15 protein-coding genes are annotated in these 16,605 nt (G+C 61.0%); 6 read left to right on the top strand and 9 right to left on the bottom strand.

Annotated features, from left to right (window positions below):
* Positions 1–10: 10 nt before the first annotated feature.
* From N008_RS02020 to N008_RS01995, 6 genes are all read right to left on the bottom strand, one after another.
* A complete protein-coding gene (locus N008_RS02020; protein ID WP_044013353.1) occupies positions 11–775 on the bottom strand; it encodes an MbnP family protein in 765 nt (254 codons plus the stop codon).
* A gap of 114 nt (positions 776–889) precedes the next feature.
* Positions 890–1,270, bottom strand: a complete 381-nt coding sequence (locus N008_RS02015) for a hypothetical protein (RefSeq protein ID WP_044013352.1) — start codon at positions 1,268–1,270, stop codon at positions 890–892.
* 77 nt (positions 1,271–1,347) lie between these two features.
* The gene (locus N008_RS02010) at positions 1,348–1,875 is read right to left on the bottom strand and encodes an NADPH-dependent FMN reductase (protein WP_044013350.1); all 528 of its coding nucleotides are present in this window, start codon (positions 1,873–1,875) and stop codon (positions 1,348–1,350) included.
* A gap of 151 nt (positions 1,876–2,026) precedes the next feature.
* A complete protein-coding gene (locus N008_RS02005) occupies positions 2,027–2,782 on the bottom strand; it encodes a succinate dehydrogenase/fumarate reductase iron-sulfur subunit (protein WP_044013348.1) in 756 nt (251 codons plus the stop codon).
* 125 nt (positions 2,783–2,907) lie between these two features.
* Positions 2,908–4,842: a fumarate reductase/succinate dehydrogenase flavoprotein subunit gene (locus N008_RS02000; RefSeq protein WP_044013346.1), complete on the bottom strand. Its 1,935-nt coding sequence runs from the start codon at positions 4,840–4,842 to the stop codon at positions 2,908–2,910.
* An 18-nt stretch (positions 4,843–4,860) separates the two neighbouring features.
* The gene (locus tag N008_RS01995) at positions 4,861–5,532 is read right to left on the bottom strand and encodes a succinate dehydrogenase cytochrome b subunit (RefSeq protein WP_044013344.1); all 672 of its coding nucleotides are present in this window, start codon (positions 5,530–5,532) and stop codon (positions 4,861–4,863) included.
* Between the two features lie 1,096 nt (positions 5,533–6,628).
* Between N008_RS01995 and N008_RS01990 the strand changes: the two genes are divergently transcribed.
* The 3 genes from N008_RS01990 to N008_RS01980 all read left to right on the top strand — a co-directional run bounded on the left by N008_RS01990 (position 6,629) and on the right by N008_RS01980 (position 11,075).
* On the top strand, positions 6,629–8,710 hold the full coding sequence (locus tag N008_RS01990) for a gliding motility-associated C-terminal domain-containing protein (RefSeq protein ID WP_052381096.1): 2,082 nt from the start codon (positions 6,629–6,631) through the stop codon (positions 8,708–8,710).
* A gap of 284 nt (positions 8,711–8,994) precedes the next feature.
* Positions 8,995–9,882: an ACP S-malonyltransferase gene (gene fabD, locus N008_RS01985; RefSeq protein WP_044013340.1), complete on the top strand. Its 888-nt coding sequence runs from the start codon at positions 8,995–8,997 to the stop codon at positions 9,880–9,882.
* Between the two features lie 221 nt (positions 9,883–10,103).
* On the top strand, positions 10,104–11,075 hold the full coding sequence (locus tag N008_RS01980; protein WP_156108960.1) for a hypothetical protein: 972 nt from the start codon (positions 10,104–10,106) through the stop codon (positions 11,073–11,075).
* Between the two features lie 41 nt (positions 11,076–11,116).
* On the opposite strand, the gene folK is transcribed toward N008_RS01980, so the two are convergent.
* Positions 11,117–11,596, bottom strand: a complete 480-nt coding sequence (gene folK, locus N008_RS01975) for a 2-amino-4-hydroxy-6-hydroxymethyldihydropteridine diphosphokinase (RefSeq protein ID WP_044013338.1) — start codon at positions 11,594–11,596, stop codon at positions 11,117–11,119.
* Between the two features lie 15 nt (positions 11,597–11,611).
* Positions 11,612–12,481 (bottom strand): alpha/beta hydrolase family protein, encoded by an 870-nt coding sequence (locus N008_RS01970; protein ID WP_044013337.1) that lies wholly within the window; start codon positions 12,479–12,481, stop codon positions 11,612–11,614.
* A gap of 189 nt (positions 12,482–12,670) precedes the next feature.
* Here N008_RS01970 and N008_RS01965 point away from each other — a divergent pair, with 189 nt between their 5' ends.
* Positions 12,671–13,651, top strand: a complete 981-nt coding sequence (locus tag N008_RS01965) for a polyprenyl synthetase family protein (protein ID WP_044013335.1) — start codon at positions 12,671–12,673, stop codon at positions 13,649–13,651.
* 200 nt (positions 13,652–13,851) lie between these two features.
* Here the strand turns inward: N008_RS01965 and N008_RS01960 are convergent, their stop codons facing one another.
* On the bottom strand, positions 13,852–14,154 hold the full coding sequence (locus N008_RS01960) for a hypothetical protein (protein ID WP_044013333.1): 303 nt from the start codon (positions 14,152–14,154) through the stop codon (positions 13,852–13,854).
* A gap of 248 nt (positions 14,155–14,402) precedes the next feature.
* Between N008_RS01960 and N008_RS01955 the strand changes: the two genes are divergently transcribed.
* Together N008_RS01955 and N008_RS01950 are read left to right on the top strand one after the other, a co-directional pair.
* Positions 14,403–15,881 (top strand): cytochrome P450, encoded by a 1,479-nt coding sequence (locus N008_RS01955; protein ID WP_044013331.1) that lies wholly within the window; start codon positions 14,403–14,405, stop codon positions 15,879–15,881.
* A 42-nt stretch (positions 15,882–15,923) separates the two neighbouring features.
* Positions 15,924–16,496: a GNAT family N-acetyltransferase gene (locus N008_RS01950; protein ID WP_052381095.1), complete on the top strand. Its 573-nt coding sequence runs from the start codon at positions 15,924–15,926 to the stop codon at positions 16,494–16,496.
* Positions 16,497–16,605 lie beyond the last annotated feature (109 nt).

The following is a 16,605-nucleotide window of genomic DNA, read 5'->3' as shown; positions in this document are numbered from 1 at the left end:
CCGGGGCCGGCTAGTTGCCGTGGATGTGGTCGACGGTGAACATGCCCGCCGCCTGGTTATTGGCGACCAGCACCGAGCCGGGGCCGCCCATGCTGTTGCTGAGCGTAGCAAACCGGATGGTGTTGGGGCCCGAGAACATCTTCAGCACATTGGCCTTGAGGTGCACCTCCGGCGTGCGCCCGTCGCGGATCTGGATAGTGGCCCCGTTCAGCGTGGGCGAAACCGTCCGGATGGTGTTGTTGGGGCTCTTGAAGCCGCCAATGTGAAACACGATGGCGCCGTTGCTGGCCTGCGGCGAGCGGCCTTCCAGCTTGGTGTAGATGTAGCCCGAGTTCCAGCTCCAGAACATGTCGCCGGGAGCCAGCGCGCCGGTCTGCACGCCGGATACGTTGCGGGCGCTGTCTACCCCAATCGTGAACGTGAGGCCGGTGTAGTCGCCGGTGGGGATGTTGGGGATGGAGAAGGTCTTGGAAGCCGGCAGCGCCTCATCAATTAGGTAGTAGCTCTCGGGCTGCACGAACTCCGTGCCGTCGGCCTTTTTCAGCTTGATGTTGGAAATGTAGTAGCGGAAGGTGCTGACGGTGAACTGGTCGCCAGCCGGCGTCTGGTAGGGCGTGGCGCTGTTGAGCTGCAGGGCCGAGGTGCCCACCACGTTTTCAAACTCCAGGCTCATCTTGCCCAGGCTCGGCACGTCGTCGTCCTTGTCGCAGGAGGAAAGCGAAGCAGTGGCAGCAAAAAGGGACAGGCACAGGGTGGCGTATTGCAGAAATTTCATCTTTCAGGGTGTAAATCAGGGATAAGCAAACGACGTAGCCGCTACTCAGCCAGCGGCCGGTAGTGTGCTACAAACGAACGAAGCCCAGAAAAAAGGCTCCGCCAAATCGAAAAATCAGGCCCTGAAAGCCGGAGGATGAAACACGCCGTGTACCGGCGAAAACGCATACCGCGCCTCGGCCGATGGGGCATACCGCTGCGCCGAGAGTGGCACCCGTACGGGTGTGGCAACCCGCAACTGGAAAGGCACTACCACCTCGTACTTCACTTTAGCAAAGCCGGCGCCGGGCGCTTTGCTTTCCGTATCGGAAGCTTTGCGCAGCTGCTTGGCCAGATGGCATTTGCCATTACACTTCAACTGAGGTTTATCCTTGTTGACGCAGAACAGCTCCGTGATGCGCGCCTTATGCACCTGATAGTCCACGACGATGACTTCCCGACTGAACGTCTGGAGGAGCATCAAAGCAGCCAGGAAAAGGGCCAGCAGGCGCGTCATAGCAAGGGAGAAACCCGCAGTACGGAGCAAATGTACGCGTTGAGCCCTGAAATACCGCCCGCCACGCTCCGCATATCCTAGCTGGCCACCAGCTGGGCTGCCTGTTCCCGCAGCAGTTGCGCGTAGAACTCATTGGTCAGCTGGCCGTCGTCGGTGAGGTGCTGGTCGATGAAGGGCAGGCGTACGCGGGCCGGCACTACGGTGGTGTTGAGGTACATGAGCACGTCGGTGAGGTGGCTCAGAGCCAGCAAACCGCCTTGCGCCCCGGTGCCCAGGCCCACTAGCGCGGCCTTCTTGCCCCGGATGCCGCCCTTGTAGGGCAGGCCGTCAATGAACGTCTTGAGCACGCCCGGAAACGAGCAGTTGTACTCCGGCACCACAAACACCAGCTTATCGGCCGCCGAAGCCTGATCGGCCAGCCGGTTGAAGCCGGGATGCCGGCCGGCATTGGCGTACAAAGCCGACACGCTGACGTCGGCGGGCAGCTCTACCAGGTCCAGAATCTGGTGCTCGGCCTGCAGCTCGCGCAGCAGGTCGGCGTAGAGGTTGGCAATGCGGCGGGCGCGGGAATCGGGGCGGTTGGTACCGACAATGATGGTAATCATCAGAGCTATAAAGAAGGAGAGAAAACAACGGAGCCGCCAGGCCGCAACGGAAAAGGATATCCACCTGCCGGCTCAGCAAAGCGTCAACAAAAAAGCGAAACGGCAGGCCGTTTCGCTTTTTTGTTGACGCTGATACTACTAACCGGAAACCTTACGCGAGGTTATTGGAAGTTGCTTTAGCAGCCAGGAATTCGCGGTTCAGGATGGCAATGTTCTCCAGCGAAATGCCCACCGGGCACTCGGCCGCGCACGAGCCGATGTTGGTGCAGGCACCAAAACCTTCTTTGTCCATCTGCGCCACCATGTTTTCCACGCGGGTTTTGCGCTCCACGTGGCCCTGGGGCAGCAGCGCCAGCTGGCTCACCTTCGCCGAAACGAACAGCATGGCCGAAGCATTCTTGCACGAGGCCACGCAGGCGCCGCAACCAATGCAGGTAGCAGCTTCAAAGGCGCGGTCAGCAATTTCCTTTGGAATCGGAATTTCGTTGCCGTCGGGGGCACCGCCGGTGTTCACGCTTACGTAGCCGCCGGCCTGAATAATCCGGTCGAAGGCCGAGCGGTCCACGCTCAGGTCGCGGTTTACGGGGAAGGCATTGGCGCGCCAGGGCTCGATGGTGATGGTGTCACCGTCGGAGAACTTGCGCATGTGCAGCTGGCAGGTGGTAGTGCCGGTCTCAGGGCCGTGGGCACGGCCGTTGATGAACAGGTTGCACGAGCCACAGATGCCTTCGCGGCAGTCGTGGTCGAAGGCCACCGGCTCGTCGCCTTTGCGCAGCAGGTCTTCGTTGAGCACGTCCAGCATCTCCAGGAACGACATTTCGGGCGAAATGTCTTTTACCTGGTAATCCACAATCGCGCCGGCTGCGGTACGGCTTTTCTGCCGCCACACTTTCAGCGTGAGGTTCATTGGTTTGGCGTTGGGGTTACTTCCGGCCATTGTATTTCGAGAGTATTGAGTAGTGAGAATGTAGTAGGGGAGGGGCTAATAGTACTGAGCAGGTTTGGCGCCCGCTCAGTACCACATACTCACTACTACTTGTAGCTCCGCTGCGTGAGCTTCACGTTTTCGAACGTCAGTTCTTCCTTGTTCAGGATTTCCGGCTGGTTGTCGCCGACGTACTGCCAGGCGGCTACATAGGCATAGTTGTCGTCGTCGCGCTTGGCTTCGCCTTCTTCGGTAGCGTATTCCTCGCGGAAGTGGCCGCCGCAGCTTTCGTTGCGGTTCAGGGCGTCATCCATCATCAGCTCACCCAGCTCCAGGAAGTCGGCTACGCGGCCGGCTTTCTCCAAAGCCTGGTTGAGCTCGGTTTCGGTGCCAGTCAGCTTCAGGTCGCTCCAGAACTCCTTGCGCAGCTTCTGAATTTCGCCTTTGGCGTAGGTAAGGCCTTCGGCGTTGCGGGCCATGCCGCAATACTCCCACATCAGGTGACCCAGGTGCTTGTGGAAGTCGTCGGGCGTGCGGGTGCCGTTGATGCTCATCAGCTTCTGCACGCGGGCCCGTACGTCGGCCTCAGCCTGCTTGAAGGCCGGGTGCTCGGTCGTAACAGGTTTAGGCGGCGTGGAAGCCAGGTAATCACCAATGGTGTAAGGAATTACGAAGTAACCGTCAGCCAAACCCTGCATCAGAGCCGAAGCCCCGAGGCGGTTGGCGCCGTGGTCGGAGAAGTTGCACTCACCCGTGGCGTACAGGCCAGGGATGGTGGTTTGCAGGTTGTAGTCCACCCATAGGCCGCCCATGGTATAATGTACGGCCGGGTAGATGCGCATCGGCTGCTTGTACGGGTCCTCGTCGGTGATTTTCTCGTACATGGCAAATAGGTTGCCGTACTTCTGGCTCACCGCTTCGGCACCGGTACGCTTGATGATGTCAGCAAAGTCGAGATACACGGCCAGGCCGGTTGTACCTACGCCGCGACCTTCGTCGCACATTTGCTTGGCGTTGCGCGAGGCTACGTCGCGGGGCACGAGGTTACCGAAAGCAGGGTATTTGCGCTCCAAGAAGTAGTCCCGGTCGTCTTCGGCTATGTCGGAGGCTTTGATTTCGCCTTTGCGCAGGCGCTCAGCCATCTCCACCGTCTTGGGCACCCACACGCGGCCGTCGTTGCGCAGCGACTCCGACATCAGCGTCAACTTCGACTGGTAGTCGCCGGAAACCGGAATACAGGTCGGGTGAATCTGGGTGAAGCAGGGGTTGGCGAAGTAGGCACCGCGCTTGTGGGCGCGCCACGCAGCCGTGGCGTTGCAGTACATAGCGTTGGTGCTCAGATAGAACACGTTGCCGTAGCCACCCGTAGCCAGCACCACAGCGTGGGCCGAATGCTGCTCAATTTCGCCAGTAATTAGGTTGCGGGTGATGATGCCACGGGCCTGACCGTCAACTACTACCACGTCCAGCATTTCGGAACGTGTATACATCTTCACCTTACCGTAGGCAATCTGACGTGAGAGGGCCGAGTAGGCCCCCAGCAGTAGCTGCTGTCCGGTCTGGCCGCGGGCGTAGAACGTCCGGCTTACCTGGGCACCGCCGAAGGAGCGGTTGGCCAGCAGCCCGCCGTACTCACGGGCGAAGGGCACGCCCTGGGCCACGCACTGGTCGATGATGTTTACCGACACCTGCGCCAGCCGGTACACGTTGGCTTCGCGGGCGCGGTAGTCACCGCCTTTAATGGTATCGTAGAACAGGCGGAACACCGAGTCGCCGTCGTTCTGATAGTTTTTGGCGGCATTGATACCACCCTGCGCGGCAATTGAGTGCGCGCGGCGGGGCGAATCGTGGTAGGTGAAGGCCTTCACGTTGTAGCCCAGCTCAGCTAGCGAGGCAGCGGCAGCACCACCAGCCAAGCCGGTGCCCACCACGATTACGTCGTACTTGCGCTTGTTGGCAGGGTTGACGAGCTTGACGTTAAACTTATGCTTTTCCCACTTCTCGGCTAAGGGACCTTCGGGAATTTTGGACTCCGGAAACATAGGCGTGCTGGGGTGGAGTTAGTTGAAAAAGTAGAAGTAAATCGGCATAGCGGCAAAACCGGCGCAGACGACAACAGAAAAGACGATGCCCAGCAGCTTGATGGCGGGCGTATACTTGCGGTGAGTGAGGCCCAGCGTCTGGAAGGCACTCTGGAAGCCATGCAGCAAATGGTAGAGCAGAGCTGCCTGCGCCAGCACGTACAGGGCTACATACAGCGGGTTGTGGAAGGCGTCTACCACCAGGGCGTAGGCATTTTCATTACCCTGAGAATCCTTGATCGGCTCGCCGAAACGCAGCGTGCCAAAGAAGTTGTAGAGGTGCACAATCAGGAAGAACAGCACGATGCTGCCCAGCACCGCCATGCTGCGGGCATGCCAGGGGCTGTTTTGCTCGATGTGGTTGGAAACGTAGTTGCTGCCGCGGGCAGCTTTGTTTTTGAGGGCTAGCGTCAGGCCTTCATAAATGTGGAAGCCAAAGCCCGCCACCAGTCCGATTTCCAAGATCCGGATGATGGTGTTGTGGCTCATAAACTCGGAGTAGGCATTGAATGCCAGACCGCCGTCGTTTTTGAATAATTGGAAGTTGCCGGCTAAGTGTACTACCAGAAAAGAGCACAAAAACAGGCCGGTGGCGGCCATAACGATTTTGCGGCCGATGCTGCTGGAAAACGTGTTACTAATCCAACTCATAGGAGCGAGAAAAAGGGTTTGGTGGGGTCGGTGAATCAGCCAAAGGTACGGGCCGACCCGCTAGGAAACAATCCAAATAAAGTCTCCTCATTAGGCGTTACCTTCCGTGAATCTATCCACCCGGAATGCCGTTACACTAACCGGCGGATAGGTTTCGGGTGATTAACCTGCCGGGCAGGATTTTTGTTGGACAACCTGTACGATTTTCCCGGTGTCTTTTCCGGTGTTTCTGAACCGGGCTTTTGTTTTCTTCTTAGCGCGCACCTTTATGCATTCTTCCTTACTATTCTGGCTGGCACGGCGTGGGTCGTTGTTGGCATTACTAATTGGCATCCTGATGTGGGCCGCCCCTCAAGCGCAGGCCTCCCACCTACGGGCCGGAGACATCCAGGCTAAAGTAGATACCACCGTTGGGCCCGGTTTCAATCCCAATCGGGTGTTCTTTAAGATGATTCTCTTTCAGAAGACGCCTGTTGGCCCTATTCCTGACGAGCGCACCGTCACGATTTTCTTCGGCGACTGTACAGCGCCACAGGTAATTCCCCGCCAGTCGGTAACGGTAATCAATGGCGAAACCAACCGGAACGTGTATGTTTTCGAGCACACGTATAATGCGGTTGGGACTTATACTGTATCTTATATAGGTGAGAATAGAAACGGAGGAGTGTTGAATATGGCTAACTCCGACCAACAAAGCTTTTTCATTTCTACCACATTTACCCTTGACCCAGGCTTGGGCCGCAACCGTTCAGCCATCCTGACCAAGCCAGCCATTGATAACGCGGCTGTTGGGCAGGTTTTTTTGCATAATCCTTCGGCATTCGACCCTGATGGCGACTCACTTGCTTTCGTGCTACGCCCCAGCCAGCAAGTGCCGGGAGGAATTGGCGGGCCTGTCGCTCCTTGTTTTGAGGTAAATTCCACTACTGCAACTGGCTACGTTCGGCCCAACCAACTGGTAGGATCTAATAACGGCGTACAGGTGCAGTATAGCGACCCACCTAGCGGCAACCCTGATTGGGTACCGGGTGGGGCAGCATCTATTTTCCAGCAAAACCCCGTCACAGGCACAATTATCTGGAACTCGCCGGGCACGGTGGGGGAATATAACATAGCCTTTGAAGTACAGGAATGGCGCCGCACGCAGTTCGGTCGGCGGCGGGTTGGCACCGTAATCCGCGACATGCAGATCAACGTGAAGGGTACTACCAATCAGCGCCCCATCCTCACTATTCCGCCGGATATCTGTGTGGTGGCCGGCACACTCGTGACGGGCAATGTGACGGCCACAGACGCCGACCGCAACCCGGTGCGGATAACGGCTAACAGCGGCATTCTGCCGCCGGCCACGTTCACGCAGACCTCGTTCGGACCGCCTACGGCCGCTGGCACGTTCCGCTGGACGCCTGACTGCAACAACATTGCCGCGCAGCCTACACGCGTAAGCTTCACGGCCGAAGACCAGCCTACCGGCAACAACCCGGTGCTGATTGACCAGCGCGTCTGGAACATCACTGTCATTGGGCCGGCGCCGCAGAACCTGCAGGCTAGCCGACTAGGCAACAACACTGTGCTGACCTGGGACCGGTACATCTGCCAGCGGCCGGGGGCGCGCATCCTCATCTTCCGCCGCGAAAACCCAGGGCCTCCCATTGCTGGCCCCTGCGTAACCGGCATTCCCGCCTCTGCTGGCTACACGCTGATTGAGACGCTAACGTACCCGACACCGCCCGCTACCGGCGACCTGCTTTCGTACGTGGATACCAACAACGGCCTAGGGCTGCAACGCGGCAAAACGTATTGCTACCGCATCTATGTGGAGTTTCCGCTGCCGGCCGGCGGCAAGAGCCTGGCCTCGGAAGAAGCCTGCGTAAGCTTTGCGGGCCGCTCGGCGGTGTTTACCAACGTCACGGTGGATGCTACTTCCACTACAGCCGGGCGCATCACGGTGAAGTGGACCCGCCCTGGCCCTATCAATACCTTCAATGCGCCGCTGGTATACCGGCTGCTGCGCGCCAACGGCCAGAGCAGCACGGCCACGTTCACAGAAATTGCCCGCATCGTAGACCGCCCCAACGACACGGTGTACGTCGACAATAACCTTGATACGCAGAACCGGGCCTACATCTACCGGCTGGAGTTCATCAGCAACACCACCAATCAGCCCGGCTCCGGCATCGTGACGGAAACCGCCACGGCCGCTTCGAGCGTGCGCGTGGATGGCACGCCTGATCCGCAGAACAACCGCATTACGCTACGCTGGACTTACAACGTGCCGTGGGACAACAGCCGCCGGCCGGCCACCATCTTCCGCCGCGACCCGGGTACGGGCAGCCAGTTTGTGCAGATTGCTACCGTAACGGGCACGACCACCGGCGGCACCTACGTCGACCAGGGCACCACGGCCCGGCCGCTGGTGAAGGGCCAGACCTACTGCTACTACGTCTCGACGAACGGCACGTACAGCAACCCGGGCATCATCGACCCGCTCATCAACCTGAGCCAGCAGCAGTGCGTGGCCTTGCGCTCCATTCCTTGCCCGCCGGTGCTGAGCCTCAAGCGCCCCAACTGCGACAGCCTCGCCACGCGCCTGTTCGATCTGCCGGCCACGCCGGCTTCCGGTCCGATTTACACCAATGTGCTGAGCTGGACGCTGGGCGCCACGCCACCGGACTGCAGCCGGGCCATCGTCTCGTATAATATCTACTACGCGCCCAACAGCACCGATTCGCTGACTTTTCTGACGTCGGTGCCGGGCACCCAGATGAGCTACCTGCACCGCAACCTCACGTCGGAGGCCGGGTGCTACGCCGTGCAGGCCGTGGATTCCAGCGGCACGCGTAGTGTACGCAGTAACGTGGAGTGCAAAGAAGACTGCCAGCTGTTCCTGCTGCCCAACGTGTTTACGCCTAACGGCGACGGCCTTAACGATACTTTCAGGCCCAAGGTGTTCACCCCGATTCGCCGTACGAGCTTCCGGGTGTTCAACCGCTGGGGCGTAAAAATCTACGAGAGCGACAAGGAGCCGCTGATTAAGTGGAACGGCGGCAGCCGCGCCGAAGGCAACTCCGGCTCGACGGTGGTGGAAGGCGTCTACTTCTACCAGGCCGACGTGGAGTTCGGCGACGTTAACAACACCAAGCGCACCTATAAAGGGTGGGTGGAAATCAGCCGCTAAACATCCCGCATTAGCACGAATTGCAGCGGATTTCACAAGTTGGATGGCCGATTACCGGGCGCCTCTTTGGGGCGCCCGGCTTTTTTATGGGCGGGGCAGACGTGTGGCGCATGGGGCTATGCTGGCGTCAGAAGACATTTTTGTGCAGCTTGCGTCTGATTTTTCTCTCATCCGCCCGGAAAAGCAGACCCGGACAGACAGGCCCCGCCAGACACCCGTTGCGCTGCGGGCGCCGTCCACGAAATCCGTGTAATCCGCTAAAATCCGTGCTAATCCGTGATCCTTTGAAAGCAGTAATTTTCCCCGGCCAGGGCAGCCAGTTCAGCGGCATGGGCCGCGACCTGTACGAGCAGCACCCCGAGGCCAAGCGCCTCATGGACCAGGCCAACGACATTCTGGGCTTCTCGCTCACCGACGTCATGTTTTCGGGCTCAGAAGAAGACCTGCGCCGCACCGACGTGACCCAGCCGGCCATCTTCCTGCACTCGGTAGCGCTGGCCGCCGTGCTGCCCGATTTCCGCCCCGATATGGTGGCAGGCCACTCGCTGGGCGAGTTTTCGGCGTTGGTAGCAGCCAAGGTGCTGCGCTTCGAAGACGCGCTGCAGTTGGTGGCCCAACGCGCCAAAGCCATGCAGGCCGCCTGCCTGGAGCAGCCCGGCACCATGGCCGCCATCCTCGCCCTCGACGACGACACCACGGCCCGCATCTGCCAGGAAATTACGGCGGGCGGCAACGTAGTGGTGGCGGCCAACTATAACTGCCCCGGCCAGCTGGTGGTATCCGGCTCGCAGCGCGGCATCGAGCTGGCCTGTGAGCAGCTGAAAGCCGCCGGCGCCAAGCGGGCCCTGCCGCTGCCGGTAGGCGGCGCGTTCCACTCGCCCCTGATGCAGTCGGCGGAGGCTGCGCTGGCTGAGGCCATAGCCAAAACCACCTTCTCGGCCGGCATCTGCCCGGTGTACCAGAACGTGGACGCCGCCCCGCACACCAACCCCGACGAAATCCGGGAAAACCTGGTGCGCCAGCTCACGGCACCCGTGCGCTGGACCCAGAGCGTGCAGCGCATGGTGCAGGACGGCGCCACTGAGTTTGTGGAGTGCGGCCCCGGCAAAGTGCTGCAGGGTCTCGTGAAGAAGATTGCGCCGGAAGTTGCTGCCAGCTCGGCGGTAGTATGAGGATAAGGGCGGGCTCGGGGACTGAGGCAATCAGCAGGTTTGTATATTATAGCAACTGGCTGCTGCCACTAGCTGTGCTGGGCTTCCTGTATGCCTATGCTATGTACCCCGGGCCCGCCCAGACTCCAGACTCGCGCTATTACATGGCGGCAGCTCACAGCTGGGCGGCCACTCGTCACCTGCTTAATCCAGATGGCACAGCCTACGTATTCTGGGGCCCATTGTATCCGGTGTTGCTGGCAGCAGTTGGGGCCGTCCGCGAGCCTGCGGCGGCCGTAGCAGCGTTGCATGCCTTGTGCCTGTTGGGCAGTTGGGGAGGTTGGGCTTGGCTGGGCCGGAAGATGTTGGGTGCTGATGCCACCTGGAAATCGGTGGTGCCGTGGGTGCTGGCGCTTAGCACGCCGTGGCTGCTGGCTGCCAAGTTTATTTGGGCCGAATCGGTGTTTCTGCTGATTTTCACGGCATATGTGGTGGCACTGTACAGCTACCTGACCCATCAGCAACACCGTTGGCTGGTGTTGGCTACAGTAGCTGGATTTCTACTGCCGCTGCAGCGCACATCCGGGCTTTTCCTGCTGTTAGGTACTGCGGCTGGCCTGCTTGCCGCCTATGGCTGGCAAGAGGTACGGCAGCGCCACGCCTTACTTGCCTGGCACCTGCTGATAAGCCTGGTGGGCGGAGTAGGGTGGCAGCTATGGGTAGCTCGTTCGCAGCAGGATGAGCCACTGGTCTTGTACTCCCAAGCTGCTTGGGGGCTGCAGCCACTCAGCGACTTTAGTTTCGTGCTGGCGCGTTGGGTGGTGCCGCTGCCAGTGCCTACCGCCGCGGTGTCGTGGGCTTATCTGCTGGCAGGAGCCGTGATGCTATGCCTGCTTGTGCTAGGGGCTTGCAACATAGGGCGTTTCGGCTGGGTGATGCTGGCCATGGTGGCTACTTATATCAGTTGGCATGTGGTGGCGCACGTGATGAGCCGGGGCGCCGCTGGTCTGCATGATGGTGAGCGATATGCCGGTGTTGTGTTTGGGCCTGTTATGTTGCTGCTGTTTGGGGCCGTGCGGGCGGTGGCAGGCCGGCATCCGCGGTGGCTGTTGGTGCTGCTAGGGCTGTGGCTCACCTATCCAGCTGCCCGAGCGGTTCGGAACAGCATCTTCCTGCATCAGATTCCAATTATTGCTTCTGCAACATCGAAGTAGAGCGGCCGTCAACCATGGCCTGCAGTACTATTGGGTACTTACTAAAGCCGCCTCACCGCCAACTGGTCGGGGCAGTCCGCCAGGAGTCCAGCTATTGTCTGTTGTACCGTAGGGTGTACTGCCGAACCGGCAATTTCAGCCAGCGGGGCCAGCGCAAACCGCCGCTCTGGCAGGCGAGGGTGTGGAATCTGCAGGTCCGGTAAGGTCACTACTTCCGGCCCATAGAGCAGAATGTCCACGTCGAGGGTGCGGGCCCCCCAGCGCACCTGCCGCACCCGGCCAGCCTCCTGTTCAGCGGCCAGACAAACTTGTAGTAGTTGGTCAGGGGAGAGACTGGTCTGGATACCGAGCGCCTGATTGAGAAACGGAGGCTGGTCTTCTAGGCCCCAGGCGGCGGTTTCATACAGGCCGGAGGCGGCCACTACCGGGCCGGCCGTTTTGTTCAAGTACTGCCGGGCTTCGTGCAGAATTGTAGCTCGGTCGCCGAGGTTGGAGCCGAGCAACAGGTAGGCGAGAATCATAGTAACGGCCACGGACTACAACACGCGCCGGAGGAAGTCCGCGGTGGCCTCGGCGGCCTGCAGCGCCTCCGCAGGCAGCTCCGCTTTCGGCCAAGGGTGCGCGCCGCCGAAGTTGTGCGTCACGCCGGGCAGCACCTGTAGCGCGGCTGTGGGCTTCCAGCTGTGTAGCTCATGGGCCCGGGCCAGGGGCACGGTTTCGTCCTGGTCGCCGTGCACGATGAGCAGGGGCTGGCGCAGCTTGCGGCGCAGGTTGTGGCGGATGTCGAGGCGCAGGCGGTTCTGGTGGTAGTCTTCCACAATCTGGTAGTGCATAGGCAACTGCTGGCCGGTGCGCGAGTTTTCCACATGAAAAACGCCCTGCTGCTGCCACTGCTGCATCAGATGCTCGGGCCAGCCGGGGTTCACGTTGCTGATGGCCGCCCACGTCACTACGGCGCGCACGCGGGCATCTTCGGCCGCCTTCAGCAGCACCAGCCCGCCGCCGCGGCTGTGACCCACGAGGGCCAAACGCGCCAGATCCATTTCTGCGGCCGGAATGCCCGACTGGCCGGGTGTGTGCAGGCAATCCAGCAGCGCCCCGATGTCGTCGAGCTCCAGGCTGAAGTTGTTCCGGCCGAAGGCGTCCAGGTCTTCCAGGTCGCCGGTGCCGCCTACCACCAGGCCGTTGTGCGAAAGGTTCAGCTTCACGAACACGAAACCCTGCCCGGCAAACCAATCAGCCAGCACGTTGAAGTGGCCCCAGTCTTTGAACCCCTTGAAGCCGTGCACGAACACCACTACTGGCTTGGGTTGGCCGGTGGGCACGTAGCGGGCATCGGCCATGAAGGGCCGGCTGTGGCGGGCACAGCTCAGAGGAAAATCGAGGCGAACAGGCTGCTGAGGCATGCAGCGAAGGTAACGAGTCTGGGGGAGGAGTTGGTGAACAAGTAGGGGGAGAAGTTGGATGTTTGGGGCAGGAGCGCGTGCCGGGCCAGAGTCTGCCGCGTGCCACATGGACTATTTCCGGGCTGATTTGGGCCCCGGTTTACCATCTCACCTTTTTCCGCGTACTTTCGCAGCGCCCAAAATACCCGCATGACCGTAACGCTGGACCAGATACAGGCGCCTATTGCCGCCGAAATGTTGGAATTCGAACAGAAATTCCGCGCGTCCATGCAGACCAAGCAACTGCTGCTGGACAAGATTATGGGCTACATCGTGAAGCGCAAGGGCAAGCAGATCCGGCCCATGTTCGTGTTCTTCACGGCCAAAATCAGCGGCGGCGACCCGCTACCGGAAGCCTCGTTCCGGGGCGCGGCCCTCATCGAACTGCTGCACACGGCCACGCTGGTGCACGACGATGTGGTGGACGAGAGCAACTACCGCCGCGGCTTTTTCAGCATCAACGCCCTCTGGAAAAACAAGATTGCCGTGCTTGTAGGCGACTACCTGCTGAGCAAGGGCCTGCTGCTGAGCCTGGAAAACGACGACTACGAGCTGCTCAAAATCGTGAGCAACGCCGTGAAGGAACTGAGCGAAGGCGAGCTGCTGCAGATCGAAAAGGCCCGCCGCCTCGATATTACGGAGGACGTGTACTTCGATATCATCCGCCAGAAAACGGCCTCGCTCATTGCCTCCTGCTGCGCCGTGGGCGCGGCCTCGGCCGGCGCCGACAAGGAAACCATTGAGCGCGCCCGCCTCTTTGGCGAGAAAGTGGGCATGGCGTTCCAGATCAAAGACGACCTGTTCGACTTCGGTACGGCCGAAATCGGCAAGCCCGTGGGCATTGATATCAAGGAGAAGAAGATGACGCTGCCGCTCATCTACGCCCTGCAGCAAGCCGACTGGCTGACCAAACGCAAGGTGATTTACAACGTCAAAAACAACGATGGCCGCAAAGACCGGGTGCAGGCCGTCATCAACTTCGTGCAGCAGTCCGGCGGGCTCGACTACGCCATTAAAGTAATGGAGCGCTACCGCGACGAGGCGCTGGCCGTGCTGCATACCTTTCCGGCCTCGGCCTCCCGCACCTCGCTGGAGCAGCTCATCAACTATACCATCGAGCGGAATCACTAAGCGGATCACGGATTAGCATGGATTGAAGCGGATTTCACGGATTTTGTGGACGGCGCTGATGCGTTGCTTTCATTTGCACTCACTCATATTGTAAAACAGCAGAGGCTTGCCAAACGGCAAGCCTCTGCTGTTTTACACGAAAATCAATCATCTACAAAATCCGACGGATCCGCGAAAAATCCGCGTTAATCCGTGAGCAATTAGTGATTCAGTTGATAGGAGACGCTGCCGGGGGCTACTTCCGAGACGTCGAATTTTACGCCGTCGAAGGTGCTTTTGACGGTGATTTCGTGGGTCATGTCGCAGCCGGGGCACTTCACTTCTTCTTTTTCGTACTGGCCGTCGTCTTCCATGGAGTTGGCCAGATGGTCGGGGGCGGGTACGCCGAGCGAGTCGGTGAAGACTTCGGTGTGGCAGTGGTTGCACTCGAATTTCAGGCCCACGGTGTGGCCCTGCAAGTCGGCCAGCGGGGCCAGGGCATCAGATTTTTGTTGGATCCACATAAGTACTGCTGGTTTGGTTGTTGGAGAAAGACCGGTGCGGGGCGTGGTGCCCAGGTAGCTGTACGCGGGAAGCCCCTTGCCGGGTTGTGCCAGCAGCGCGGCCGTCCGCCCGCCGGCCTTCGGGGCGGTTCAGCTTATATGCCACTCGGGTAGGTTGCTTGCTTCGGCTGAAACGGCAGTAGCGCCACCCAACCGCGCCGGCTCAGTATCTTCCGGAGCCCAACGCCGGGCCTGTTTGCCTGCCTGCTATGTCTGAATTCCCTGAACTGCCCCCGGCGGCGCTGGCCGGGCCGCTGCCGCGCGTGCCGCGCTGGCGCACCTTGCTGGGCTCCCTGGCCATGGCCCGCCAGCCCATCCGCAACCTCGACCGCGCCCTCGCGCACCACGGCGACACGGTGGGCCTGCACCTGGGCGGCGTGCGGCCTTGCATCGTCACCCGCGACCCGGCCCTGACCCAGCACATCCTGCAGAAAAACCACCGCCGCTACCTCAAGTCCGACCTTACGCACGGCCTGATCCGGTACCTGGGCCGCGGCCTGCTCACCAACGAGGGCGCCGACTGGCTGCGGCAGCGCCGCCTGATTCAGCCCGGCTTCCACCGGCAGCGGCTGGCGGCCCTCACACGCCTCATGCAGGCCGCCGCCGAGGAGTGGAGCCAGGAACTGCGTGCCCGCCTGGCCGCGGCCGGCGGCCGGCTCACGGTGGATATTCATGCCGAAATGACCCGCGTGGCGTTCCACATCATCGCGCAGGCCACCTTCGGCACCAGCATGACCGATGCCGAGCGTGACCGGTTGTCGGAGGTGCTCACCCAGATTCAGGCCTTCTACGTGCGCACCATCCGGCAGCCCTACCTGCGGCCCTGGTTCACGGCCCGGGGCGCGTTTCGCCGGCACGATGCCCTCAGTCAGGAACTGCGCGAGCTGGTGCGCGGCTACATCCGCTGGCGTCAGGCAGCGCCGGGTACTCTGGCTTCACCTGAAATAGCAGCCCCTTTCACGAATAACCCGCCGCCTGTCACCCCTAACCTGTCACCTGTCACCCCAACACCCCCCAACGACCTGCTGCAGATGCTGCTGGACGCCCGCTACGAGGACACTGGGGAAGGCATGAGCGAGGAGCAACTGCTGGACGAGGCCAACATCCTGTTGCTGGCCGGCCACGAAACCAGCGCCAACGCCCTAAGCTGGATGCTGTACCTGCTGGCCCGCCACCCGGAGGCTGCCGCGCAGGTGCGGCAGGAGCGGACCGCCGCCGGCCTCGCCCGCCGCCCACCCGAATTCGCGGAGCTGGCGCAGCTGCCATACTCCATGCAGGTGGTGCAGGAAACCATGCGCCTGTACCCGCCCGCCTGGATTCTGGACCGTGTGGCCTTGGAGGACGACGAGTTTCGGGGGCTGCCCATCCCCAAAGGCACGCTGTTTTCCCTCTACATCCACGGCATCCACCGCCATCCGGGGCTGTGGCCGGAGCCCAATGCTTTTCGGCCCGAGCGGTTTGCGCCCGGCCAGGAGCCGCCCATTCCGGCCTATGCCTACCTGCCTTTCGGGGGCGGGCCGCGGCTGTGCGTGGGCAGCCATTTTGCTCTCACCGAAATTCAGCTGGTGCTGCTGGAAGCCCTGCGCCACTTCACGTTTGTACCCGTTGCCGAAGCGCCGGCTGCCACCGATCCGCTGATTACCTTGCGCCCCAAGGGGCCACTGTGGCTGGCCGTCGGCAGTGCCTGAGTTCCGCCTCCCGTCCATATTCCACCTCATCCGCTATTCACTATGACGCCGCCCTTGCTTAGCCTGCTCGATACGCCCGCCGTAGCGGTGCCCCGCCTCGAAACGCCCGACCTGCTGCTACGCGGCCCGCTGCCCACCGATTTGCCCGAGTTTACGGCCCTCTCCAACGACCCAGCGTTTTACCGCTACCTGGGCAACAAACCCCAGACCGAGGAGGAAGTGTGGCGGCGGATGCTGGGCCAGCTGGGCCACTGGGCCATGTTCGGCTACGGGGCGTGGTCCATTGAGGAGAAGGCCACCGGCCGCTACGCCGGCAGCGTGGGCTTCTTCGACTTCCGGCGCGACCTGACGCCCTCGCTCAAGGGCACGTTGGAAGCCGGCTGGACCCTGTCCCCGCGCCTGCACGGCCGTGGCTACGCCAGCCAAGCCGTGCAAGCCGCCCTAGCTTGGATTGAGCCCCGCTTCCCGCAGGCCCGCCTCACCTGCATCATCGACCCCGACAACGTGGCCTCTCTGGCCGTAGCCCGCAAGTTCAACTTCCACGAATTCGCCCGCGCCACGTATCATAACGAGCCGATTGTGCTGCTGGAAAGGCGCACGGATTTTTCCGGATAGAGACGGATTTATCGGATTTCGTGGACGATTGATCTTCGTGTGAAACAGCAAAGGCTTGCCAACTGGCAAGCCTTTGCTGTTTGTAGTGCAAGTGCAGGTGAGAGCAACG

The organism is Hymenobacter sp. APR13, from assembly GCF_000737515.1.
In the GTDB taxonomy this organism is placed as follows: domain Bacteria; phylum Bacteroidota; class Bacteroidia; order Cytophagales; family Hymenobacteraceae; genus Hymenobacter.
The sequence above is the reverse complement of the archived record's forward strand: the minus strand, read 5'-3'. Positions and strand labels throughout refer to the sequence as shown.

What these genes read in the sequence shown, in the direction of transcription:
- N008_RS02020 (WP_044013353.1), bottom strand. Translation starts at nt 775, where the DNA reads ATGAAATTTCTGCAATACGCCACCCTGTGCCTGTCCCTTTTTGCTGCC.
- N008_RS01965 (WP_044013335.1), top strand. Translation starts at nt 12,671, where the DNA reads ATGACCGTAACGCTGGACCAGATACAGGCGCCTATTGCCGCCGAAATG.
- N008_RS01955 (WP_044013331.1), top strand. Translation starts at nt 14,403, where the DNA reads ATGTCTGAATTCCCTGAACTGCCCCCGGCGGCGCTGGCCGGGCCGCTG.
- folK (WP_044013338.1), bottom strand. Translation starts at nt 11,596, where the DNA reads ATGATTCTCGCCTACCTGTTGCTCGGCTCCAACCTCGGCGACCGAGCT.
- N008_RS02005 (WP_044013348.1), bottom strand. Translation starts at nt 2,782, where the DNA reads ATGAACCTCACGCTGAAAGTGTGGCGGCAGAAAAGCCGTACCGCAGCC.
- N008_RS02010 (WP_044013350.1), bottom strand. Translation starts at nt 1,875, where the DNA reads ATGATTACCATCATTGTCGGTACCAACCGCCCCGATTCCCGCGCCCGC.
- N008_RS02000 (WP_044013346.1), bottom strand. Translation starts at nt 4,842, where the DNA reads ATGTTTCCGGAGTCCAAAATTCCCGAAGGTCCCTTAGCCGAGAAGTGG.
- N008_RS01995 (WP_044013344.1), bottom strand. Translation starts at nt 5,532, where the DNA reads ATGAGTTGGATTAGTAACACGTTTTCCAGCAGCATCGGCCGCAAAATC.
- N008_RS02015 (WP_044013352.1), bottom strand. Translation starts at nt 1,270, where the DNA reads ATGACGCGCCTGCTGGCCCTTTTCCTGGCTGCTTTGATGCTCCTCCAG.
- N008_RS01970 (WP_044013337.1), bottom strand. Translation starts at nt 12,481, where the DNA reads ATGCCTCAGCAGCCTGTTCGCCTCGATTTTCCTCTGAGCTGTGCCCGC.
- N008_RS01950 (WP_052381095.1), top strand. Translation starts at nt 15,924, where the DNA reads ATGACGCCGCCCTTGCTTAGCCTGCTCGATACGCCCGCCGTAGCGGTG.
- N008_RS01960 (WP_044013333.1), bottom strand. Translation starts at nt 14,154, where the DNA reads ATGTGGATCCAACAAAAATCTGATGCCCTGGCCCCGCTGGCCGACTTG.